22 protein-coding genes are annotated in these 21,536 nt (G+C 59.9%); 7 read left to right on the top strand and 15 right to left on the bottom strand.

Annotation, left to right across the window (positions count from 1 at the left end; genetic code table 11):
• Window positions 1-74 precede the first annotated feature (74 nt).
• From F8N85_RS25045 to F8N85_RS25035, 3 genes are all read right to left on the bottom strand, one after another.
• Window positions 75-1,046, bottom strand: coding sequence for a thymidylate synthase (locus tag F8N85_RS25045; protein ID WP_150802939.1), 972 nt, complete (start codon window positions 1,044-1,046; stop codon window positions 75-77).
• A 48-nt stretch (window positions 1,047-1,094) separates the two neighbouring features.
• The gene (gene lgt / locus F8N85_RS25040) at window positions 1,095-1,901 is read right to left on the bottom strand and encodes a prolipoprotein diacylglyceryl transferase (protein ID WP_150806191.1); all 807 of its coding nucleotides are present in this window, start codon (window positions 1,899-1,901) and stop codon (window positions 1,095-1,097) included.
• An 83-nt stretch (window positions 1,902-1,984) separates the two neighbouring features.
• Entirely contained in the window at window positions 1,985-2,767 is a 783-nt protein-coding gene (locus F8N85_RS25035; protein ID WP_150806190.1) for a sulfite exporter TauE/SafE family protein, read from the bottom strand.
• A 135-nt stretch (window positions 2,768-2,902) separates the two neighbouring features.
• Here F8N85_RS25035 and F8N85_RS25030 point away from each other — a divergent pair, with 135 nt between their 5' ends.
• Window positions 2,903-3,649 (top strand): NRDE family protein, encoded by a 747-nt coding sequence (locus tag F8N85_RS25030; protein WP_150806189.1) that lies wholly within the window; start codon window positions 2,903-2,905, stop codon window positions 3,647-3,649.
• Window positions 3,650-3,835: 186 nt separating this feature from the next.
• Here the strand turns inward: F8N85_RS25030 and ptsP are convergent, their stop codons facing one another.
• Together ptsP and F8N85_RS25020 are read right to left on the bottom strand one after the other, a co-directional pair.
• Complete coding sequence (gene ptsP / locus F8N85_RS25025) at window positions 3,836-6,115, bottom strand: phosphoenolpyruvate--protein phosphotransferase (RefSeq protein WP_150806188.1); 2,280 nt, start codon at window positions 6,113-6,115, stop codon at window positions 3,836-3,838.
• Window positions 6,116-6,137: 22 nt separating this feature from the next.
• Window positions 6,138-6,617 (bottom strand): RNA pyrophosphohydrolase, encoded by a 480-nt coding sequence (locus F8N85_RS25020; protein ID WP_150806187.1) that lies wholly within the window; start codon window positions 6,615-6,617, stop codon window positions 6,138-6,140.
• 143 nt (window positions 6,618-6,760) lie between these two features.
• On the opposite strand from F8N85_RS25020, the gene F8N85_RS25015 reads away from it, so the two are divergent.
• Window positions 6,761-7,417 (top strand): HAD family hydrolase, encoded by a 657-nt coding sequence (locus F8N85_RS25015; RefSeq protein WP_150806186.1) that lies wholly within the window; start codon window positions 6,761-6,763, stop codon window positions 7,415-7,417.
• A 121-nt stretch (window positions 7,418-7,538) separates the two neighbouring features.
• On the opposite strand, the gene F8N85_RS25010 is transcribed toward F8N85_RS25015, so the two are convergent.
• Together F8N85_RS25010 and ilvA are read right to left on the bottom strand one after the other, a co-directional pair.
• Window positions 7,539-7,967 (bottom strand): DUF2269 domain-containing protein, encoded by a 429-nt coding sequence (locus F8N85_RS25010; protein ID WP_150806185.1) that lies wholly within the window; start codon window positions 7,965-7,967, stop codon window positions 7,539-7,541.
• Window positions 7,968-8,006: 39 nt separating this feature from the next.
• Entirely contained in the window at window positions 8,007-9,521 is a 1,515-nt protein-coding gene (gene ilvA, locus F8N85_RS25005; protein WP_150806184.1) for a threonine ammonia-lyase, biosynthetic, read from the bottom strand.
• A 145-nt stretch (window positions 9,522-9,666) separates the two neighbouring features.
• Between ilvA and rpiA the strand changes: the two genes are divergently transcribed.
• Window positions 9,667-10,341 carry a ribose-5-phosphate isomerase RpiA gene (gene rpiA, locus F8N85_RS25000; RefSeq protein WP_150806183.1) on the top strand — a complete coding sequence of 225 codons (675 nt, stop codon included), beginning with the start codon at window positions 9,667-9,669 and terminating at the stop codon, window positions 10,339-10,341.
• 111 nt (window positions 10,342-10,452) lie between these two features.
• Here the strand turns inward: rpiA and F8N85_RS24990 are convergent, their stop codons facing one another.
• The 4 genes from F8N85_RS24990 to F8N85_RS24975 form a co-directional block, all read right to left on the bottom strand.
• Window positions 10,453-11,370, bottom strand: a complete 918-nt coding sequence (locus tag F8N85_RS24990) for an SdiA-regulated domain-containing protein (protein ID WP_150806182.1) — start codon at window positions 11,368-11,370, stop codon at window positions 10,453-10,455.
• Window positions 11,371-11,537: 167 nt separating this feature from the next.
• Entirely contained in the window at window positions 11,538-12,461 is a 924-nt protein-coding gene (locus tag F8N85_RS24985) for an SdiA-regulated domain-containing protein (protein WP_150806181.1), read from the bottom strand.
• Between the two features lie 218 nt (window positions 12,462-12,679).
• Complete coding sequence (locus F8N85_RS24980; RefSeq protein ID WP_150806180.1) at window positions 12,680-13,345, bottom strand: fumarylacetoacetate hydrolase family protein; 666 nt, start codon at window positions 13,343-13,345, stop codon at window positions 12,680-12,682.
• Between the two features lie 44 nt (window positions 13,346-13,389).
• On the bottom strand, window positions 13,390-14,784 hold the full coding sequence (locus tag F8N85_RS24975) for an FAD-binding oxidoreductase (RefSeq protein WP_150806179.1): 1,395 nt from the start codon (window positions 14,782-14,784) through the stop codon (window positions 13,390-13,392).
• A 201-nt stretch (window positions 14,785-14,985) separates the two neighbouring features.
• Here F8N85_RS24975 and serA point away from each other — a divergent pair, with 201 nt between their 5' ends.
• A complete protein-coding gene (gene serA, locus F8N85_RS24970) occupies window positions 14,986-16,215 on the top strand; it encodes a phosphoglycerate dehydrogenase (RefSeq protein ID WP_150806178.1) in 1,230 nt (409 codons plus the stop codon).
• Window positions 16,216-16,277: 62 nt separating this feature from the next.
• On the opposite strand, the gene F8N85_RS24965 is transcribed toward serA, so the two are convergent.
• Entirely contained in the window at window positions 16,278-16,718 is a 441-nt protein-coding gene (locus F8N85_RS24965; RefSeq protein WP_150806177.1) for a DUF4399 domain-containing protein, read from the bottom strand.
• Window positions 16,719-16,852: 134 nt separating this feature from the next.
• Here F8N85_RS24965 and F8N85_RS24960 point away from each other — a divergent pair, with 134 nt between their 5' ends.
• Window positions 16,853-17,626, top strand: coding sequence for a transporter substrate-binding domain-containing protein (locus tag F8N85_RS24960; protein ID WP_150806176.1), 774 nt, complete (start codon window positions 16,853-16,855; stop codon window positions 17,624-17,626).
• Window positions 17,627-17,824: 198 nt separating this feature from the next.
• On the opposite strand, the gene F8N85_RS24955 is transcribed toward F8N85_RS24960, so the two are convergent.
• Complete coding sequence (locus F8N85_RS24955; RefSeq protein ID WP_150806175.1) at window positions 17,825-18,310, bottom strand: DUF523 domain-containing protein; 486 nt, start codon at window positions 18,308-18,310, stop codon at window positions 17,825-17,827.
• A 1-nt stretch (window position 18,311) separates the two neighbouring features.
• The gene (locus F8N85_RS24950) at window positions 18,312-18,944 is read right to left on the bottom strand and encodes a 2OG-Fe(II) oxygenase (RefSeq protein ID WP_150806193.1); all 633 of its coding nucleotides are present in this window, start codon (window positions 18,942-18,944) and stop codon (window positions 18,312-18,314) included.
• 109 nt (window positions 18,945-19,053) lie between these two features.
• Between F8N85_RS24950 and F8N85_RS24945 the strand changes: the two genes are divergently transcribed.
• Window positions 19,054-19,806 carry a DUF2059 domain-containing protein gene (locus F8N85_RS24945; protein ID WP_150806174.1) on the top strand — a complete coding sequence of 251 codons (753 nt, stop codon included), beginning with the start codon at window positions 19,054-19,056 and terminating at the stop codon, window positions 19,804-19,806.
• Between the two features lie 62 nt (window positions 19,807-19,868).
• On the opposite strand, the gene F8N85_RS24940 is transcribed toward F8N85_RS24945, so the two are convergent.
• Entirely contained in the window at window positions 19,869-20,822 is a 954-nt protein-coding gene (locus F8N85_RS24940) for an alpha/beta hydrolase (protein ID WP_150806173.1), read from the bottom strand.
• 110 nt (window positions 20,823-20,932) lie between these two features.
• Here F8N85_RS24940 and F8N85_RS24935 point away from each other — a divergent pair, with 110 nt between their 5' ends.
• Window positions 20,933-21,514, top strand: a complete 582-nt coding sequence (locus F8N85_RS24935; protein ID WP_150806172.1) for a DUF6436 domain-containing protein — start codon at window positions 20,933-20,935, stop codon at window positions 21,512-21,514.
• Window positions 21,515-21,536 lie beyond the last annotated feature (22 nt).

The raw sequence follows: 21,536 nt of genomic DNA, 5'->3' as shown, positions 1-21,536 counted from the left end.
CTGCGGCAGCTCCTACAGGATTTGTGTACATCCGCGATATCACGGGTGTATGCGGCCGGCGGGGTGGCGAACGCTTAGACCGCCATCGGCGCGGTCATTGGCGCGTGGTGCTGATAACCCTCTAGCGAGAAGTCGCTCGGCTCGATCTGCTCCAGCCATTCCGGCTGGTAGATACCGGTCTTGGCAAACTCCGGCACGCGCTCGGAAATCACCAGTTTCGGCATCGGGAACGGCTCGCGGGTGAGCTGTTCGTTGAGCATGTCCAGGTGGTTTTCGTAAACGTGGGCATCACCGATGAAATAGGTGAACCAGCGTGGCGTGTAGCCGGTCAGGCGGCCGATCAGGCTCAGCAGCGCTGCGCCTTCGGTCAGGTTGAACGGCGTGCCCAGCCCCAGGTCGTTGGAACGGATGTAGAGGGTCAAAGAGATTTCTTTGGTTTCGACATTCGGATGGAACTGGTACAGCAGGTGGCACGGCGGCAAGGCCATTTCATCCAGCTGAGCGACGTTCCAGCCGTGGAACAGTATCCGGCGGCTGCCTGGATCCTTCATGATGGTATCGACGCACTGGCGAACCTGGTCGATGGCCTTGTATAGCACCACGTAGGCCTGACCGTCTTCTTCACCTTCGGCGATCTGCCGATAGCCCTGGCTCAGCGTTTGTTCGATGGCAGCCTGATTACTCACCGGGATCTGCTTGTACGCCGGCCATTTACGCCATTGCACACCGTAGATTTCGCCGAGGTCGTCATCGCCCTGGCGGAACGGGTTGGCCAGCCACTGGGCGTTTTCGTTGGCGTTCTGGTCCCAGACCTTGCAGCCGAGGGCACGGAACTCGGCGGCGTTGTTCACGCCACGCAAGAAACCGACCATCTCGCCGATCGCCGATTTGAAAGCCATCCTGCGGGTGGTGATGGCCGGGAAACCTTCCTTCAGGTCATAGCGCAGCATGGCGCCGGGGAAGCTGATGGTGTTCACGCCAGTGCGGTTGGCCTGCTTGGTGCCGTTCTTGATGACGTGGGCTACCAGTTCGAGATATTGCTTCATGAGTTACCTGTGTCCTTGATCGCAGGGCCCGGGCCCTGCGATTCGAGTTTATAGCGCGGCGCTTTTGCTTGCCGGAGCGCGGTGATACGCCAGCCAGATCAATGCCAGGCCGCCGATGATCATCGGCAGGCACAGCACCTGTCCCATGGTCAGCCAGTTCCACGCCAGATAGCCGAGCTGGGCATCAGGTACCCGGACGAACTCGACGATGAAGCGGAAGATTCCGTAGAACAACGCGAACATCCCGGACACTGCCATGGTCGGCCGCGGCTTGCGCGAGAACAACCAGAGGATCAGGAACAGCGCCACACCTTCGAGAGCGAACTGATACAGCTGCGACGGGTGACGCGCCAGTTGCAACTCATCGGTTGGGAAAACCATCGCCCAAGGCACGTCAGTCGCCTTGCCCCACAACTCGGCATTGATGAAGTTGCCAATACGCCCGGCACCCAGGCCGATCGGCACCATCGGCGCGACAAAGTCCATCAGCTCGAAGAACGACTTGCCGTTGCGCCTGCCGAACCACCAGGCCGCCAGCATGACTCCGATAAAGCCGCCGTGGAACGACATGCCACCTTTCCACACTTCGAAGATCAGCGTCGGATTGGCCAGGTAGGCATGCAGGTCGTAGAACAGCACATAACCCAGTCGACCACCGAGAATGACCCCCATCGACATCCAGAAGACCATGTCGGAGAGCTTCTCCTTGGTCCAAGTCGGGTCGAAACGGTTCATCCGGCGCGATGCCAGCCACCAGGCGCCGCCAATGCCAATCAGGTACATCAGGCCGTACCAGTGGATCTTCAGCGGGCCGATGGCCAGGGCCACCGGGTCAATCTGCGGGTAAGGCAGCATTGCGACTCCTCGTTAGAGTTGAAACCTTCAAAATTCCCGGGGGACGATGCCACCTCAGGATTAAGCCAGGATTGTGCCGGGCATCAGAGCAGGAAATTGAGCCCCACGCAGAACAGCAAAGCGGCGAACAGCTTTTTGAGCAAGCGCGGCGACAAACTGTGGGCCAGTCGTGCGCCAAATCGGGCGAAGAACATGCTGGTCAGTGCGATCCCCAGCAACGCCGGCAAATAAACAAAACCAAGGCTATGGGCCGGCAACAATGGATCGTGCCAGCCCAGAATCATGAAAAACAATGCACTGGACAAGGCAATCGGCAGGCCACAGGCAGACGAAGTCGCCACGGCTTGTTGCATCGGTACGCTGCGCCAGGTCAGGAACGGCACGGTCAGCGAACCACCGCCAATCCCGAAAATTGCCGAAGCCCAGCCAATCACACTGCCCGCCACGGTCAGACCGACTTTGCCTGGCACCGTTCGGCTGGCCTTGGGTTTGAAGTCCAATGCGAGCTGAACAGCGACGATCAGCGCGAATACGCCAATGATCTTCTGCAAATGTGGGCCGGAGATCGCCTCAGCGGTCAGCGCGCCGAAACCGGCACCGATGAGAATGCCGAGGGTCATCCAGGCAAAAATCGGCCAACGCACGGCGCCGCGACGATGATGCTCGCGGATCGCATTCACCGAAGTAAAAATAATCGTCGCCAGGGACGTGCCGACCGCCAGGTGAGTCAGAATCGACGGATCGAAGCCCTGCAGTTTGAAACTGAACACCAACACCGGCACGATGATGATCCCGCCACCCACCCCAAACAGCCCGGCCAGCACGCCTGCACAGGCGCCCAGCGCCAGATAGAGCAGAAATTCCATGGCCGTATCCCCATGCATCCCAAAAATAGGAGCGGCATGGTAACGGATGCATGGCCTCGGGCTCCACTGTGGATGGCGATGGATCGACAGGCGATGACTGCGTAGAGTGAGCAAAAAACACACAAGGATTACCCTATGTGCCTGATCGTGTTCGCCTGGCGCCCCGGCCATGCCCAGCCATTGGTTGTCGCCGCCAACCGCGACGAGTTCTATGCCCGCCCGAGCCTGCCGCTGGCGCAATGGCCTGAGGCACCGCAGGTTTATGCCGGTCGCGATCTGGAGGCCGGGGGCACCTGGCTGGGAATTGGTGCCGCTGGACGCTTTGCGGCGCTGACCAATATCCGCAATCCCCATCAGCCTCCAGCCCTTCGCTCACGGGGTGAACTGGTGGCGCGCTTTCTCAGTGGGGAAATACCAGTTGATGACTATTTGGCCGACGTTGTCGGCAGATCGGTCGAATATGCCGGGTTTAATCTGCTGCTAGGGACTTCAACCGAGTTGTGGCACTACAACACGCTGGAGCCTGAGCCCACCTTGTTGGCGGCAGGTATCTACGGACTGTCCAATGCAGGACTCGATAGCCCATGGCCGAAAGTGCTCAAGGCCAAGGCGGCATTGAGCGAGGTCCTCGACGATCCGCAGCCGCAAGCGCTGCTCGCACTGTTGAACGATCCACAGATCGTACCTTTTGCCGAGCTTCCCGATACCGGGGTTGGTCTGGCGACCGAGAGTCTGTTGTCGAGCGTGTTTATCGCCAGTCCCAGTTACGGCACCCGCGCCAGTACTGCGCTGATCGTTAATGCCGATGGTTCACGGCACATGGTCGAGCGCAGCTTCGGACCGTATGGCGGGCATTTGGGGGAGGTTGAAGTCAGGGTTTAAGCGTTGTCGGCACTGTGGCGAGGGGGCTTGCCCCCGCCGGTCGGTCCGCGCTCGGGCGAAGCAGTCGTAACCCGGCTGATGCATTTTTCCTGAAAGTCCGCGATTGCTGGTTTTAGGACCGCTACGCGGCCCAGCGGGGCGGTGCGGCGTTCCGACAAGCCCCCTCGCCACAGGTGCGATGCTGGTTTAGAGGGTCTTGGCCGAAGCCGGATTGATCATCCGCGCCAACCCAAGGTTCTTCAGCGCCAGTTGCAGCGAGCTGTGGATAACATGCGGGTTGTCGATGGTCATCAACTCCGCCAGCAGTTCCTTGGCCTTGCTCAGGTTGATCTGCCGGAGCATCCACTTCACTTTCGGCAGGTTGGTGGCGTTCATCGACAGGCTGTCGAAGCCCATCGCCATCAACAGCACCGCCGCCGCCGGATCACCGGCCATTTCGCCGCAAATACTCACCGGCTTGCCTTCGGCATGGGCGTCACGCACTACACTCTGCAGGGCTTGCAGCACCGCGGGGTGCAGGTAGTCGTAGAGATCGGCGACCCGTGGATTGTTGCGGTCCACGGCCAGCAGGTACTGGGTCAGGTCATTGGAGCCGACCGAGAGGAAGTCCACTTGCCGCGCCAGTTCCTTGGTCTGATACACAGCCGCCGGAATCTCGATCATCACGCCAATCGGCGGCATCGGCACGTCGCAGCCTTCGTCGCGCACTTCACCCCAGGCGCGGTGGATCAGGTGCAGGGCTTCTTCAAGTTCGTGAGTGCCGGAGATCATCGGCAGCAGAATGCGCAGGTTGTTCAGGCCTTCGCTAGCCTTGAGCATGGCGCGGGTCTGTACCAGGAAGATTTCCGGGTGGTCGAGGGTGACGCGGATCCCGCGCCAGCCGAGGAACGGGTTGTCTTCCTTGATCGGGAAATACGACAGTGACTTGTCGCCGCCGATGTCCAGGCTGCGCATGGTCACCGGTTGCGGATGGAAGGCGGCGAGTTGCTCGCGATAAATCGCCAGCTGCTCCTTTTCGCTCGGGAAGCGCTGATTGATCATGAACGGCACTTCGGTGCGGTACAGACCCACGCCTTCGGCACCGCGCTTCTGCGCCCGCGCCACGTCCGCCAGCAGGCCGGTATTGACCCACAAAGGCATGCGGTGACCATCAAGGGTCACGCACGGCAAGTCGCGCAGCGCATCCAGCCCCAGGGCCAGTTGCCGCTCTTCTTCGACCACCTCGGCGAATTGCTTGCGCAGCACTTCGCTGGGGTTGGTGTAGACCTCGCCGTGGTAGCCATCGACGATCATCTGGATGCCGTCGACCTTGGAATACGGCAGGTCAACCAGGCCCATCACCGTCGGGATGCCCATGGCCCGGGCCAGGATCGCCACGTGGGAGTTACCCGAACCCAATACCGAGACCAGACCCACCAACTTGCCTTCCGGCACCTCGCCGAGCATGGCAGGCGTCAGTTCTTCGCTGATCAGAATGGAGTTGTCGGGATACACCAGGGTCTGCTGACGCTCTTCCTGCAGGTAAGCCAGAAGGCGACGGCCGAGGTCCTTGACGTCCGATGCCCGCTCACGCAGGTAGGCGTCGTCCATCAGTTCGAAACGGTTGACGTGATCGGTCACCACCTGGCGCAAGGCACCCTGGGCCCACTGACCGGTCTTGATCACGGTGGTTACTTCGCTGCCCAGCGACGCGTCGTCGAGCATCATCAGGTAAACGTCGAACAGCGCCCGCTCTTCCGGACGCAGCTGCGTCGCCAGCTTGGCGGACAGCGTGCGCATGTCGGCGCGCACGCCTTCGATCGCGGTCTTGAACAGCCCCAGTTCGGCTTCGATGTCGGTGATGGCCTTGTCCGGCACCACGTCCAGATCCGCCGGCGGCAGCATGACCACCGCGGTACCGATCGCCGCACCGGGCGAGCCGGGTACGCCGACGAACTTGGCTTCCTGGATGCCTTTGCCCTGACGACCCAGACCGCGGATCGAGCCAGTGGCTTCGGCGTGAGCGATAACCCCGGCAAGTTGGGCGCTCATGGTTACCAGGAAGGCTTCTTCGCCTTCGTCAAACTGGCGCCGCTCCTTTTGCTGGATGACCAATACGCCGACAACGCGGCGGTGGTGAATGATCGGCGCGCCAAGGAAGGAGGCATAGCGCTCTTCGCCGGTTTCGGCGAAGTAGCGATAACGCGGGTGATCGGCAGCGTTCTCGAGGTTCAGGGGTTCTTCGCGCGTACCGACCAGACCGACCAGACCTTCGTTGGGCGCCATGCTGACCTTGCCGATCGAGCGCTTGTTCAAGCCCTCGGTGGCCATCAACACGAAACGATTGGTCTCGGGGTCCAGCAGGTAGACCGAGCAAACCTGGCTGCCCATGGCCTCTTTGACGCGCAATACAATAATCCCCAACGCCGCCTTGAGATCCTTGGCGGAGTTAACTTCCTGGACGATCTTGCGCAGCGTATTGAGCATGGCTCGGGGTCGAACTCCGTCGTCAGTCGCGCGCTAAAAGGCGCGGGGCAAGCTCTTTGAGAGCGCGTCGATACACCTCGCGCTTGAATGTCACCACCTGGCCCAACGGATACCAATAACTGACCCAGCGCCAGCCATCGAATTCCGGTTTACCGGTCAAATCCATCCGCACCCGCTGCTCGTTGGAGACCAGGCGCAGGAGAAACCATTTCTGCTTCTGGCCGATGCACAGCGGTTGGCTGTGCGTCCTCACCAGACGTTGCGGCAAACGATAGCGCAACCAGCCCCGGGTGCAGGCGAGAATTTGCACATCTTCGCGCTCCAGGCCCACTTCTTCGTTCAACTCGCGATACAAGGCGTCTTCCGGCGTCTCCTGAGGGTTGATACCTCCCTGAGGAAACTGCCAGGCATCTTGATTGATACGGCGAGCCCATAGCACCTGGCCGGCATCATTCGTCAGAATGATCCCGACATTGGGGCGGAAACCATCGGGGTCGATCACGGCAACAACCTCGCAAACGCATGTCGCCGCATTGTTCCACAAAGGTTGTTAAAGCAGCAACGAGACGACCTACCTTATGTGCACTCTTGTGAAAAGACCGTATTCTGGACGCCTTTTTACAGACTTTTCAGCGAGTAACCGCAATGCGCCTGGCTTTATTCGACTTGGACAACACGCTTTTGGGCGGTGACAGTGACCACGCCTGGGGTGACTACCTGTGCGAACGAGGCATCCTCGACGCCGTCGCCTACAAGACGCGTAACGATGAGTTTTATCAGGACTACCTGGCCGGCAAGCTGGACAATGCCGAATACCTGAACTTCTGCCTGGAAATCCTCGGGCGCACCGAGATGGCCCAGCTGGACGAATGGCATCGCGATTACATGCGTGACTGCATCGAACCGATCGTGCTGCCCAAGGGCATTGAATTGCTGGCCAAACACCAGGCCGCCGGCGACAAACTGGTGATCATCACCGCCACCAACCGTTTCGTCACCGGGCCGATTGCCGCCCGTCTGGGCGTCGAGACCCTGATCGCCACCGAGTGCGAGATGATCGACGGCCGCTACAGCGGCCGCAGCACCGACGTCCCCTGCTTTCGCGAAGGCAAGGTGACACGCCTGCAACGCTGGCTGGAAGAGACCGGGTTCAGCTTGGAAGACAGCTACTTCTACAGTGATTCGATGAATGATTTCTCGCTACTGGAGCTGGTGAGCCATCCGGTGGCGGTGGACCCTGATCCGAATTTGCGGGCTGAAGCCGAGAAGCGCGGTTGGCCGGTGATTAGTCTGCGCGACTGAAATCGCTATCGCGAGCAAGCTCGCTCCCACACTGGATCTGCGTCGTACACATATTCTGTGTTCGCTGAAGATCAATGTGGGAGCGAGCTTGCTCGCGATGGGGTCACCTCGGTCCCAAGCCTTAAACCGGCTTGGCGCCCATCAACCCGGCAATGGCGATAAAACACACAAAGCTGACCAGCGCTAAAGCGAAGGTGAACTTCCCATTGCTCCCCGCCGGCGCCGTGCGCAACCGATTGAGCCGCACCAGCAGCCAGAGCCAGGCCAACGCCGCAACGGTATAAAGCACGCTGGAGGCGAGAATCCAGGTCTGCCCCAGTGGCCAGCCCACCAGATGCACCAGCCACCAACCGCTGAACGGCATGCTGATCAGGCAGATCCCCATCAGCAGCCAGACGAATAGCCACGGCCGCTGCAAGGTGCGGGCATGAATCGTCGTATCACCCTTGCGCCGGGCGCGCCAGACCCGGATCGCCAGCCCCAGCGCACTGGCCAGAAGCAGCACGGTCGCCAGGATGTGCATCGTTTTCAGGGTGGTCAGCATTTCCATTTCTTCGATTCCTCAGGCCGTGCCCATCAGCGTAGTCCCTCAGCCGAGGAACAACTGATACGCCGGATTATCACTTTCATCCCAGTACGGGTAACCGATTTCCGCCAGCGCCGCCGGCACCAGGTGACGCTCATCGTCAGGCACCTGCAGGCCCGCGACCACTCGCCCGTCCGCAGCACCATGGTTGCGGTAATGGAACATCGAAATATTCCAGCGCCCGCCAAGTTTATTGAGGAAGTTGAACAACGCGCCCGGACGCTCCGGGAATTCGAAGCGAAATACCACTTCGTCGCTGACCCGCGCCGCGTGACCACCGACCATATGGCGGATGTGCAGCTTGGCCAGCTCATTGTCGGTCAGGTCGACTACCGGGAAACCTTGCTCGGTGAGGCTGCTGATCAGCGCGCGGCGTGGGTCGTTTTCCGGATGGGTCTGCACGCCGACGAAAATATGCGCCTCGCTGCCGGTGTGGTAGCGATAGTTGAATTCGGTGATCTGGCGTTTGCCGATGGCTTCGCAGAACGCCTTGAAGCTGCCAGGCTGTTCCGGAATGGTCACTGCGATGATGGCTTCCCGGCCTTCGCCCAACTCGGCGCGCTCAGCGACGTGGCGCAGGCGGTCGAAGTTGACGTTGGCCCCGGAATCGATGGCCACCAGAGTCTGGCCGGTGACACCACGCAGTTCGACATACTTCTTGATCCCGGCCACGCCCAAGGCGCCGGCAGGCTCGGTGATCGAGCGGGTATCGTCGTAGATATCCTTGATTGCCGCGCAGATCTCATCAGTGCTGACGGTGATCACTTCATCGACATAGTCTTTGCAGATATCGAAGGTGTGCTGGCCGATCTGCGCCACGGCCACGCCATCGGCGAACAGCCCCACGGTCGGCAACACCACCCGCTCGCCGGCCGCCATGGCGGCTTGCAGGCAATTGGAATCATCCGGTTCGACGCCAATGATTTTGATCTCGGGACGCAGGTACTTCACATAAGCGGCGATCCCGGCGATCAGGCCGCCGCCGCCCACCGGAACGAAAATAGCGTCCAGGCGCCCCGGATGTTGACGCAGAATCTCCATCGCCACGGTGCCCTGCCCGGCAATGGTGTGCGGATCATCGTAGGGGTGGATGTAGACGTAGCCTTTTTCGTCGACCAGTTTCAGCGAGTACGCCAATGCTTCCGGGAAGGAGTCACCATGCAGCACTACTTTGCCGCCACGGGAACGCACGCCTTCGACCTTGATCTCCGGGGTAGTCTTGGGCATCACAATGATCGCCTTGACCCCCAGCACCTTGGCCGCCAGGGCCAGGCCCTGCGCATGGTTGCCGGCGGAAGCCGTGACCACGCCACGTGAGCGCTCTTCGTCGGTCAACTGCGTGAGCTTGTTGTAAGCGCCGCGAATCTTGAACGAGAACACCGGCTGCAAGTCTTCACGCTTGAGCAGGATCTGATTGCCCAGCCGCTCGGAGAGCTGGCGGGCAGTTTGCAATGGGGTTTCTACGGCAACGTCATAAACGCGCGAGGTGAGGATCTTCTTGACGTACTGTTCGAGCATCGGAAAGCATCACTGAGCGAGTTGGGCAGGGCCAAGGAGTCTAACTCAGCGTTTGGTCGTGCGACCACACGAATCAAGAGGTTTTAACCGGGCATACGGCTATAATGCCGGCCTTTCGTTCCCCTTCGGCACCCTCGGAGCCCGCATGACCCAGGATCAACTCAAACAGGCAGTGGCTCAGGCCGCCGTCGACTTCATCCTTCCAAAACTCGACGATAAAAGCATCGTCGGGGTCGGCACCGGCTCCACCGCCAACTGCTTCATCGACGCCCTGGCCCTGCACAAGGGCGCGTTCGACGGTGCGGTCGCCAGCTCCGAAGCCACCGCCGCACGCCTCAAGGGCCACGGCATTCCGGTGTATGAGCTCAATACCGTCGGCGACCTGGAGTTCTACGTCGACGGCGCCGATGAAAGCGACGAACACCTGAACCTGATCAAGGGCGGCGGCGCAGCCCTGACCCGCGAGAAAATCGTCGCGGCCGTGGCCAAGACCTTCATCTGCATCGCCGACGCCAGCAAACTGGTGCCGATGCTGGGCGCCTTCCCGCTGCCAGTCGAAGTGATTCCGATGGCTCGCAGCCATGTGGCCCGCCAGTTGGTGAAACTGGGCGGCGACCCGGTCTACCGCGAAGGTGTGTTGACCGACAACGGCAACATCATCCTCGACGTGTTCAACCTGCAGATCAGCAACCCGGTCGAGCTGGAAAGCCAAATCAACGCCATCGTCGGCGTGGTCACCAACGGTCTGTTCGCCGCGCGTCCGGCCGATGTGCTGCTACTGGGCACCAGCGAAGGCGTGAAAACCCTGCGCGCCAAATAAACCTGTGGGAGCGAGCTTGCTCGCGATGAGGCCATAACATTCAACATCTACTTTGAATGTCAGATCGCTATCGCGAGCAGGCTCGCTCCCACATTGGTATTGCGGCGTTTATCAGGGCGGTGACGGCTTCTTGAAGACGTAGAACAGGTTCGGTTCGCTGACGAGGTACAGGGTACCGTCGTCATCCATGGCGATCCCTTCCGCTTGCGGCACAGTCTTTTTCAGCCCCTGCCGCCCTTTACGCAATGACAGGGTGCTCAGCGGGCGACCGTCGACATCCAGCTCCATCACCAATCGCGACTCATCGGACAGCGCCAGCAAATGCCCGCTGCGCTCGTCGTATTGCAGGCTCGACAGGTCTCGCACAAACAGCCCAGCGTCACGCTTGGGGTTGTTGACCACGTGAACTGCATAGGACTTCTCCGGGCTGTAATGCGGGAAGCCCTGCACTTCATAGATCAGCATCGGATCGCGTTCCTTGGCGACGAACAGCCGCTTGCCCACCGAATCGTACGCCAGCCCCTCGAAGCCCTTGTTACTGCTCATGTGTACACCAAGCGAAATCTGCTCGGCGTCCGCCGCATCAAGAAACTGCGTGTGGTCTTCCAGGTGAACTTTGATCAGGCGCTGCTGGCGCTCATCGGTAACCACATAGGTGTTGGCGCTGATGAATTCGACGGCCTCGGCATCACCGAATCCGATCAATGCCACGCGCCGAAGGACCCGGCCATCGAGGGACAGCTCAACCAGCTCGGCATTCTTGTTGGTCACCGTAAACAGGCTTTTGCGCACCGGGTCATAGGTCAGGGCTGATACGTCGGCCTCCAGCCCTTCGATGACCCTGGCCTCGAGGGTCACCTGATAGTCCGCCAGGCCCATGGACCGAGCGTCAGCCGGCTGCCACCAGGTCTGCACATTGAACCAGGTACGCTCGAACAGCCGCAGATGCTGGCCAACCATCCCCAGCGCGATCAACGTCGCCAGCAACAGGATCAACAGAATGGATTTGGGACGGGCAAGTCGGCGCATGCAAGCAAGCTCAAGAACAAAACGGGTGAATGAAGTAACACGACTTTATGAATTCAAGCTTAATGAGCAAAGGCACTTGCACAGGCTGCGATCTCTTGGCGTAGCCAGTGCAATGGGCAAACATGTCGAAAAAAGCAGGATCAAAAGATCCCAGGCTACGCCAGTTCCTACTTTTCCAATCGATAGAACAGGTTCGGTTCGCTGACGATATACAGCGTGCCTGCCTCGTCGATCGTCACCCCTTCGGCACGCGGAATGGTCTTTTTCAGGCCGTTGAAACCGCCGAGCAAGGTCATGAAGCTGACCTGTTCGCCTTTTTCATTGAGCTCGAGCAACAGGTGCGAATCAGCGGACAACACCAGGGTATGGCCGGTGCGCGAATCGACAGCCAGGGCCGAGAGGTTACGCAGGTCCAGCTCATCGCTCGCGAGTTTGTACTTGTCGCCCTTGAGGATCTGACGGCCGTCGCCTTTCCAGGTAAACATCGCGGGCGGGCGCTCCTCGCCCAACAACAACTGCTGGTTGCGAGGGTCCCAGGCAATCGCTTCGAAAGCCTTGTTCTGGTCTTTCGAAGGCCCGAGGTCATATTTCGGGAAGCTGTCGACATTCAGTTCGCGGGTCTGCTCGTCGACCTTGACGATGCTCAAGCTGTGTTCGCGCTCATCGACGATGGCGATCAAGCCGTCTTCCATCACCGTCACTCCTTCTGGATTGCTCCAGCCCAGCAACGGAATTTTGCGCAAGACGTCGCCTTGCAGGGTCAACTCGGCGAGGAAGGGCTTTTTCCCCATCACCGCGAACAAGGTTTTGCTGAGCGGGTTGTAGGCGATATCCGAGGCTTCGTCCTTTTCCATGCCCAGCAGCGGCTTGGCATCGATCACCACGTGATAGTCCGGCAGCCAGACGCTTTCCTGGCGCTCGGCCGGGCTTTCAAAATACTCGCTCAGCCAAAGTACCGCCCGATCATCCCAATGCATTGCGAACGCAAGGCCATAACCCATCGCTGCGACCAGCAAGAGCCAGGAATACCAGCGCATGGCGAAGCGGGAGCGACGAACAGCGTTCACATTGGAAACGGGTTGCGTGGGCATTGAGGGAGCATTCCAGAAAAATCAGCTGTGGGTAATAGCACAACGCGTACAGGCTCGCGTGCCCAGAACCGAAAAATTATCCAGACAAAATGTGAAAAAAACGGGAAATGGCAGGAAAGCGCTGCACCCACTGTGGGAGCGGGCTTGCTCGCGATGAGGCCGGCACATTCAGACCGCTATCGCGAGCAAGCTCGCTCCCACAGGGGATGCGTGCTGGATCAGCGAACGCTGCTATTGAAGCTGCTCACTCCCGGCAACTCCAGCACCAGTTCGTCCCCGACATTCAGCGGGCCGACGCCTACCGGAGTACCCGTGAGGATCACGTCTCCGGCCTGCAACGAGAAGCAGCCAGCCATGTGCTGAATCATCGGCACGATCGGGTTGAGCATGGCGCTGCTGTTGCCATCCTGGCGGACTTCGCCGTTGATGGTCAGGCGGATGCCGATGTTGGTCAGGTCATCAAAGCTGCTGCTGACCACAAATGGCGCGATTACCGCCGCACCGTCGAAGGACTTGGCGATTTCCCACGGCAAACCCTTGGATTTCAACTCTGCCTGCTTGTCGCGCAAGGTCAGGTCCAGCGCCGGAGCGAAACCGGAAATCGCGTCGAGCACCTCTTCGCGACTCGGCTTGGTCGACAGTGGCTTGCCAATCAACACGGCAATCTCCGCCTCGTAGTGCACCGAACCACGCTCGGTCGGAATCGCGAAGCTCTCTTCCAGCGGCACCACGCAACTGCCCGGTTTGATGAACAGCAGCGGTTCGGTCGGCACCGGGTTGTCCAGTTCCTTGGCGTGTTCGGCGTAGTTACGCCCGATGCACACCACTTTTCCCAGCGGGAAGTGAATACGAGTACCGTCGACATACTGGTGCTGATAGCTCATTTACCACTCCTGCTTCAAAAATAGAGAATCTCGGCTTTAGAAAGTCACAGGGCGAAAATCTTGCCCGGGTTCATGATGCCGTTCGGGTCGAACACCGCTTTGACTGCCTTCATGTACTCGATCTCAACCGTTGATCGGCTGTAGGTCAGGTAATCGCGCTTGGTCATGCCCACGCCATGTTCGGCGGAAATCGAGCCGTTGTACTTCTCGACGGTTTCGAACACCCACTTGTTCACCGTTGCGCACTTGGCAAAGAACTCGTCTTTGCTCAGGTTGTCCGGCTTGAGGATGTTCAAGTGCAGGTTGCCGTCGCCGATGTGACCGAACCAGACGATTTCGAAGTCCGGGTAGTGTTCGCCGACGATCGCGTCGATTTCCTTGAGGAACGCCGGCACTTTCGACACAGTGACCGAAATATCGTTCTTGTACGGCGTCCAGTGGGAAATGGTCTCGGAGATGTATTCGCGCAATTTCCAGAGATTCTGCAGTTGCTGTTCGCTCTGGCTCATCACGCCATCGACCACCCAACCCTGCTCGACGCAATGCTCGAAGGTCTCCAGCGCATCGTTGGCCACTTCTTCAGTGGTCGCTTCGAATTCCAGCAGCGCGTAGAACGGGCAATCGGACTCGAATGGCGCCGGCACATCACCACGCCCCAGAACCTTGGCCAGCGCCTTGTCGGAGAAAAATTCGAAGGCAGTCAGGTCAAGCTTGCTCTGGAAGGCATGCAGCACCGGCATGATCGAGTCGAAATCGGCGGTGCCGAGGACCATGGCGGTGAGGTTTTTCGGTGCACGGTCCAGGCGCATGGTCGCTTCGACGACAAACCCCAGGGTGCCTTCGGCGCCGATGAACAGCTGACGCAGGTCATAACCGGTGGCGTTCTTGATCAGGTCCTTGTTCAGTTCCAGCAGGTCGCCCTTGCCGGTCACGACTTTCATGCCTGCGACCCAATTACGGGTCATGCCGTAGCGAATGACCTTGATCCCGCCGGCATTGGTGCCGATATTGCCGCCAATCTGGCTGGAACCGGCCGAAGCGAAGTCCACTGGGTAGTACAGGCCTTTTTCTTCAGCCACGTTCTGCAAGTGCTCGGTGACCACGCCCGGCTGGCAGACCGCGGTGCGGTCGGTCAGGTTCACGTCGAGGATCTGGTTCATATAGTCGAAGGAAACGACCACTTCACTATTGGCCGCCACCGCAGCGGCGGAAAGCCCGGTACGACCGCCGGACGGCACCAGCGCGACCTTGTGCTCATTGGCCCAACGCACGATGGCCTGGACCTGCTCGGTGGTCTTGGGGAACACGATGGCGGTCGGGGCCGGGGCGAAATGCTTGGTCCAATCCTTGCCGTAAGCATTCAGGGAGTCGGCATCGGTCAGCACCTTGCCAGGCTCAACCAGGGTCTTCAGCTCATCAATCAGGGCAGGATTGGTCATCGACAGAACTCTCGAACAATTCATGGTCATCCTGAGAACGCTTCACGTCGCAGGAATGAGTGTTTGCGGGGTGCGTATGCTAGCATACCGCCCCCGCAGGATAGTGCCCAAAGGCGTTCTGCGGTGACGGCTAACATGCCGCGCAGGTCAGCTCAGGCTGTCCTTTCCTGTCATTTTTCTCCGGGACACAGGTTTACGCAGATGAACAAGACTTCCCTCGACAAGAGCAAGATCAAGTTCCTTCTTCTCGAAGGCGTCCACCAATCCGCTGTCGACGTCCTCAAGGCCGCCGGCTACACCAGCATCGAGTACCTCACGGGTTCTCTGCCGGAAGCCCAGCTGAAGGAAAAGATCGCTGATGCTCACTTCATCGGCATTCGTTCCCGCACTCAACTGACCGAAGAGGTCTTCGATCACGCGAAGAAACTGGTCGCTGTAGGCTGTTTCTGCATCGGCACCAACCAGGTCGACCTCAACGCTGCTCGCGAACGCGGCATCGCAGTCTTCAACGCGCCTTACTCCAACACCCGTTCGGTGGCCGAGCTGGTGCTGGCTGAAGCGATCCTGCTGCTGCGTGGCATTCCCGAGAAAAACGCTTCCTGCCACCGTGGTGGCTGGATCAAAAGCGCGGCCAACTCCTTCGAAATCCGCGGCAAGAAGCTGGGCATCGTTGGTTACGGCTCGATCGGTACTCAGTTGTCGGTCCTGGCTGAAGGCCTGGGCATGCAGGTGTATTTCTACGACACCATCACCAAGCTGCCATTGGGTAACGCGACGCAGGTCGCCAGCCTGACCGAGCTGCTGGGCATGTCCGACATCGTCACCCTGCACGTTCCGGAAACCGCTGCGACCCAGTGGATGATCGGCGAGAAGGAAATCCGCGCGATCAAGAAGGGCGGCATTCTGATCAACGCTGCTCGCGGCACGGTGGTGGAGTTGCAAGCCCTGGCGGACGCGATCAAGGACAAGCACCTGATCGGCGCGGCTATCGACGTATTCCCGGTGGAGCCGCGCTCCAACGACGAAGAGTTCGAAAGCCCGCTGCGTGGCCTGGACAACGTGATCCTGACTCCGCACATCGGCGGTTCCACTGCTGAAGCCCAAGCCAACATTGGTCTGGAAGTGGCAGAGAAGCTGGTCAAGTACAGCGACAACGGTACCTCGGTGTCCTCCGTCAACTTCCCGGAAGTGGCCCTGCCGGCTCACCCTGGCAAGCACCGTTTGCTGCACATCCACCAGAACATTCCGGGTGTGATGAGCGAGATCAACAAGGTCTTCGCCGAAAACGGTATCAACATCTCCGGTCAGTTCCTGCAGACCAACGAGAAAGTCGGCTACGTCGTCATCGACGTCGATGCCGAGTACTCGGACCTGGCGCAAGAGAAGCTGCAACACATCAACGGCACCATCCGTTGCCGCGTGTTGTTCTAAGCTTCAAGTGCCCATGAAAAAGGGAGACCCTCGGGTCTCCCTTTTTTATGCTCGCGAAAGGGTTATTTCACGGTCACGGTAATTTTTTTCGAGACAATCGGCGGGTCGAACGGTACGTGGTTCTTGTCGCCCAGTTCCAGCTGCAGGGTATGCTTGCCTGGGGCCAGCTTGACCTCGGCTTCGGTCTGCGCCTTGCCGAAGTGCATGTGGTTGGCGTCCATCGGGATCGGCGCGGTCTCGGCCGGCAACTTGTCGACGTCGATCAGCAGGTGATGGTGGCCGGTGTTTTTGGTCTGGTCGCCGGCCGGAGCCAGGGCAATATCCTTGACGCCGAATTTGACCTTGAAGGTTTGACCTACCGTGGCGCCGTCTTCAGGAGAGACGATGAACACTTCCGCGCCTTTGGGAGTCGGGGTGCGCGGGATGCCATCCGCGGCGTTCGCCAACATCGAAGCTCCCAGCAACAGGCTGGCAAAAGCAGCACGAGACATTAAGGTTTTCATTCTCTTCTCCAGTTTTTCAGCAAAATCCGTAAGGTTGCGACAACTTAGTGACAAATAGTTGTCGAAGCCAATCAACACCATAGCAAAGCGCACCAGATACCGCGCACAGCACATTTGAATTCAAAGGAGTGACCATGCGGTTTTTGCCTGGCCTGTTACTTTTGCTACCCCTGGCGAGCACTTGCGCTCAAGCCGAACTGATCGATGATGTGAATGACCGTGGCGAGTTGCGCATCGCTCTGGAAGCCAATATGCCGCCATTCAACTTCAAGGATGACGGCAAGCTCAGTGGGTTCGAGGTCGAACTGGGCCACATGCTCGCCAGCGAGCTGGACGTGCGTGCGGATTTCGTCGTCACCGATCCGGGCGATCTGCTGCAAGGCGTCGAAAGCGGCCGGTACGACGTCGCCATCAACCACATAGCAATGACCCCCGAACTCGAGGAACGTTTCGACTTCAGTGAACCTTATAGCTATTCCAGTGCGCAGTTGATCGTGCGCCAGGAAGAGCAACGCCCGCTAAGTTCGCTGCAAGCGCTCAAGGGCCAGGCACTGGGCGTGGCGCAAAGCAGCCAGTTCGTCGAGCAGGCACGCACCGTCGAGGGCATTGACCTGCGCAGCTACCCCGACGCGCAACAGCCCATCAAGGAGGTAGCGCAAAAGCAGATCGACGCGGCCATCAGCGATCGTCTGCTAGTGCCTTACGCCATTCGTGACAGCCACTTGCCGGTGAAGGAAGGCGCCAAAGTCGGCCCGACGCTGAGCCTGGCGATTCCATTCCAGAAGGGTAACCCGGCGTTCCAGGCCAGCATCGACAAGGCCTTGCAGCGCATCAAGGCCGACGGCCGGTTGATGGCACTCTCGGAAAAATGGTTCGGAATGGATGCGAGCAAGCCGCCCAAGCCTTGAGAAGGTCATAAATCGAGAGTCTGCGTTCAACGTGTGGCGAGGGGGCTTGCCCCCGTTGGGTCGCGCAGCGGCCCTAAAACCCGCAATCACATTTCGTCAGGCACACCGCATTCACAGGTTTTGCGGCTGCTGCGCACCCGAGCGGGGGCAAGCCCCCTCGCCACAGTAAGCTCCCTCGCCACAGGGATTGTGTTCGCCTCAGTCCAGTGCTGCCAACGCAGCCGCCGCCTCAGCCAATTCCAGTTCGCTGAACACCTGAATTCCGTTGCGCTTCAACAACGCCGCGGTAACGCCCTCCCCACTGACTTTGACCCCGTTGAAGCTGCCGTCATACGTCAGCAGATTGCCGCAGGACGGGCTGTTGGCCTTGAGCACGGCAATCCGTATGCCGTGCTGTTCAACCAGCGCCAGAGCCTGTCGCGCGCCACTGAGGAACTCGGCGCTGACGTCCTCACCCTCACGGGTCAACACTCGCTCGCTGCCATCGAGCACTGCAGCGCCCTGCCCGCCGGGAATCTCGGCCGCAGCGCGTGGCGTCGGCAATCCGCCGGCCACTTCCGGGCACAGCGCCACCACCCGTCCTTCGATGATCCACTGTTCAAGCTGATCAAAGGGCCCGCTGGCACCGCCGTCGTAACGCACGCGGTGCCCGAGCAAGCAGCGACTCACCAGAATCTTTTGCATCTCAAAACGGCTCATTACCGCGACGACGAAACCACCCCGTCAGCGACAGGCGATCCCGAGTGGCGGGCAGGACTTCATGGGGCACTTCGCCGGAGAGGAACACCACCAGGCAACCGCCGGTGGGTACCACATCATATTCAACGCCTTCATCCAGATACATCCGCAGCTGGCCCCCATGCTCAGGCAGCCAGGCTTGATTGAGATAAAGTACGGCGGAGACCATGCGCCGGTCATCATCGCGAAAGCGATCGACATGTTTTAGATAAAACGCGCCCGGCGGGTACAGCGCGAAATGGCTTTCGAAGTCTTCCAGCCCCAGAAACAACCCGCGATTCATGGCGAGCCGCAGGCTGTCCATCAACCCCAGGTAGCTGTCGCACGACTCGACCTGACCGGGTTCGAGCCACTGGATATGGTCCCCTCGAATCCCCTCGCGAATTTCCTGGGAAGCCCCTCGACCCACCGAGGCCGGAGCCAGTTCACCCTCGGCCGCACGTTTACGGCACTCAGCCGCCAGTTCCAGGGTCAGAACCTCGGGCAGGAAAATATTCTGCTGCGACCAGCCGCGTTCAGCCAGATCGTCGACGATACGCAACAGCAGCGGGTGATCAGAGGGTATTTGCATGCCGCGCATAGTATCCATACACCTGAAAATCCGACAGAGCCACAGAGCGGACTGATACGAATTCTCGACAAACCACGGCCAAGCCCCGGAGAATAGTGGGCTGCTGACAGGAGTCCTTATGCGCCGTTTGCTTTTTTCACTGCTGATGTTCTGCACTTTGCCCGTTTGGGCAGACGGCCTCGACCAGTTATACAAGGTCGCCGGTTGGCCAGAACAACGCGCGCATTTCAATGATGCCCTCACCGCCGCCCAGCAACGCTATAAAAACAGCCTGCCGCCCGCGGTGTTCCAGGCACTGGTGAACAACAGCAATCAGCGCTTTGCACCCCAGGCCATGGATCAGCGAGCCCAGGCGCAGTTACGCCAGAAACTCGCCGATCCAAAACCTGCGTTGGCGTTTTTTCAGTCACCGTTGGGCCGCAAGATCGTCGCCGCTGAACTGCTGGCGACCCGCCGTGACCAATTGGCGAAAAACGCCCAGGGCTTGCCGAAAATCCAGGCCAGCGATACCCGCCTGCTGATCATTGGCCATTTGGCTCAGGCGCTGCCTGCCCGCGAGGCGGGTGCCGAAGTCAGCCTGGCCATCGCCGGGGTTGCCGCCGACAGCCTGAGCCAGATGATCCCCGGCCTGCTCGGCAACGGTCAGGCGCAAGGGATGTTGAGCGGTCAGCGCCAGCGGCTGATGGATCAAATCGGCACCGACCTGAACAACACGTTGCTCTACGTCTACCGTGACCTGTCTGATACGGAACTGGAAGAATTCGCCACCTTCGCCGAGTCAGACGAAGGCAAGGCTTACTATCAGGCCGCCCTGGCAGCGATCCGCGCAGGATTGGCGGTGGGGCAAAGTACCTCGAGCCTGACCCAGTGACCTGAGGCGCCTGCAGAATCCAATCGCGAGCAGGTCGGATCGCGATGACGCCCTCAAAGGCACTACAAATCCCGAGTCGTCATCCGCTCATTCAAAAACCCGAAATACCGCTCGCGCAACGCTGGAATTTCATTCGCCAGATGATGCCGCGCCTCAGGCAGCATCAACACCTGCGGCTGATCGAACTTGCTGCGCAACACCTCCAGGTTATGCACCCAATCCACCGTCATGTCCGCTTGCCCCTGGACGATCAGTGGTCGCCGGCTACTGCGCGGCGCCGCTTCAATGCGTTTGATCCAGCGCGCCAGCGCGCCGACCCAGGCAGTCGGCAACCGTAACGGCTGCAACGGATCGGCCTGCAGAAAGGGTAAAAATGCCGGGTCGTTGGAGTTCTCGCTGAAACGCCGGGCGATGCCTTTGACGAAGGGTTTGACCAGGTAGTAGCTCAATTGCGACCAACCCCAGGACCGTGGCCGCACCAGCGGCGAAAGCAGAATGGTCTGGCCCTGCGCCGGGCTGCTGGTGCCGTGATTGAGCAGATGATCAAGCACTATCGCCCCACCGGTGCTTTGTCCGCACAGGTGCCACGGCTGCGGCAGATCGAGGGATTGCGCCTCGGCGAACAACCCTTGCAGCACGGCCTGGTACTCGGCGAAATCCTCGATGCTGGCGCGCTCGCCGCTGGACAAACCATGCCCCGGCAGGTCGCAGGAAATCACCACGAAACTACGCTGCAGGGCCCACTCGATTACATGCCGGTAGAGCCCCATGTGGTCGTAGAAACCGTGCAACAAAAACAGCGTGGCCACGGGCTCCGGCGGCCACCAGACCTGGCTGACCAGCTCATAATGACCGACTGCGAAGCGTCCCAGCGCACGCTTGACCGGCAGGCTGTGCTGCGCAAAATCCAGCCCATAGAAACGCTGATAGGCCAGTGCTTCCACCGACAGCGGCTGCGCAGCGGCCAAAGGTCGCAGGCTGGCACGCAGGTGATCGGGCTCGAAGGTCGCAGGCATAAGGGTTTCCAGACAAAAAACGCGGAGCGCGTAACAGACTTAATAGGTCTGCGATATTCATCTGTCGCGGCAAGCATGGCAAGCTACCCGACCTTCGAGGATTGATCCGTATGCGCCTGCCCTACCGCACCACACTGTTTGCCAGCCTGCTCGCCCTTGTGTGCGCCGGTGGGCTGTGGGCCGCTTACGACTGGTTCCAGGGGCGCTACCTGCGCGCCTTCAGCGACCAGACCGCGGTGTTTTCCGGCGATCCCCTGAGTCTGCCCAGCGAACTGGCCGGCCCCGGGGCAGTGCGGCTGGTGCATTTCTGGGACCCGGCCTGCCCCTGCAATGTCGGCAACCAGCAGCACCTGAGCGAACTGATCGAACAGTACGCGCCGCAAGGCGTGGAGTTCTATTCGGTGCAAAAGCCCGGCAGCCACGGGCAGTTGCCCAGCACCCTGAGCGGCCTGAAAACCCTGTCGGCCCTGCCCGGTGCCGAACACATTCCCGCCAGCCCGGCCGTGGCGATCTGGGATCGCAACGGCAAACTGGCGTATTTCGGCCCCTACAGCGAAGGCCTGACCTGTAACTCCAACAACAGCTTTATCGAGCCGATTCTGCAGGCACTGAGTGAAGGACGAGCGGTCAACGCCACTCACACCCTGGCGGTGGGCTGTTATTGCCCGTGGCCGGCCAGCCAGACGAACTAAGGCATTCCTGACTTTTCAAGGA

This window comes from Pseudomonas fluorescens (genome assembly GCF_902497875.1).
In the GTDB taxonomy this organism is placed as follows: domain Bacteria; phylum Pseudomonadota; class Gammaproteobacteria; order Pseudomonadales; family Pseudomonadaceae; genus Aquipseudomonas; species Aquipseudomonas fluorescens_BR.
Note: the sequence above shows the minus strand (reverse complement) of the source record. Positions and strands in the feature narration are given on the sequence as shown.

Bases quoted from the DNA above. Each gene is read 5' to 3' on its own strand.
- F8N85_RS25045 (WP_150802939.1), bottom strand. From the start codon at position 1,046: ATGAAGCAATATCTCGAACTGGTAGCCCACGTCATCAAGAACGGCACC.
- lgt (WP_150806191.1), bottom strand. From the start codon at position 1,901: ATGCTGCCTTACCCGCAGATTGACCCGGTGGCCCTGGCCATCGGCCCG.
- F8N85_RS25035 (WP_150806190.1), bottom strand. From the start codon at position 2,767: ATGGAATTTCTGCTCTATCTGGCGCTGGGCGCCTGTGCAGGCGTGCTG.
- F8N85_RS25030 (WP_150806189.1), top strand. From the start codon at position 2,903: ATGTGCCTGATCGTGTTCGCCTGGCGCCCCGGCCATGCCCAGCCATTG.
- ptsP (WP_150806188.1), bottom strand. From the start codon at position 6,115: ATGCTCAATACGCTGCGCAAGATCGTCCAGGAAGTTAACTCCGCCAAG.
- F8N85_RS25015 (WP_150806186.1), top strand. From the start codon at position 6,761: ATGCGCCTGGCTTTATTCGACTTGGACAACACGCTTTTGGGCGGTGAC.
- F8N85_RS25010 (WP_150806185.1), bottom strand. From the start codon at position 7,967: ATGGAAATGCTGACCACCCTGAAAACGATGCACATCCTGGCGACCGTG.
- ilvA (WP_150806184.1), bottom strand. From the start codon at position 9,521: ATGCTCGAACAGTACGTCAAGAAGATCCTCACCTCGCGCGTTTATGAC.
- rpiA (WP_150806183.1), top strand. From the start codon at position 9,667: ATGACCCAGGATCAACTCAAACAGGCAGTGGCTCAGGCCGCCGTCGAC.
- F8N85_RS24990 (WP_150806182.1), bottom strand. From the start codon at position 11,370: ATGCGCCGACTTGCCCGTCCCAAATCCATTCTGTTGATCCTGTTGCTG.
- F8N85_RS24985 (WP_150806181.1), bottom strand. From the start codon at position 12,461: ATGCCCACGCAACCCGTTTCCAATGTGAACGCTGTTCGTCGCTCCCGC.
- F8N85_RS24980 (WP_150806180.1), bottom strand. From the start codon at position 13,345: ATGAGCTATCAGCACCAGTATGTCGACGGTACTCGTATTCACTTCCCG.
- F8N85_RS24975 (WP_150806179.1), bottom strand. From the start codon at position 14,784: ATGACCAATCCTGCCCTGATTGATGAGCTGAAGACCCTGGTTGAGCCT.
- serA (WP_150806178.1), top strand. From the start codon at position 14,986: ATGAACAAGACTTCCCTCGACAAGAGCAAGATCAAGTTCCTTCTTCTC.
- F8N85_RS24965 (WP_150806177.1), bottom strand. From the start codon at position 16,718: ATGAAAACCTTAATGTCTCGTGCTGCTTTTGCCAGCCTGTTGCTGGGA.
- F8N85_RS24960 (WP_150806176.1), top strand. From the start codon at position 16,853: ATGCGGTTTTTGCCTGGCCTGTTACTTTTGCTACCCCTGGCGAGCACT.
- F8N85_RS24955 (WP_150806175.1), bottom strand. From the start codon at position 18,310: ATGCAAAAGATTCTGGTGAGTCGCTGCTTGCTCGGGCACCGCGTGCGT.
- F8N85_RS24950 (WP_150806193.1), bottom strand. From the start codon at position 18,944: ATGCGCGGCATGCAAATACCCTCTGATCACCCGCTGCTGTTGCGTATC.
- F8N85_RS24945 (WP_150806174.1), top strand. From the start codon at position 19,054: ATGCGCCGTTTGCTTTTTTCACTGCTGATGTTCTGCACTTTGCCCGTT.
- F8N85_RS24940 (WP_150806173.1), bottom strand. From the start codon at position 20,822: ATGCCTGCGACCTTCGAGCCCGATCACCTGCGTGCCAGCCTGCGACCT.
- F8N85_RS24935 (WP_150806172.1), top strand. From the start codon at position 20,933: ATGCGCCTGCCCTACCGCACCACACTGTTTGCCAGCCTGCTCGCCCTT.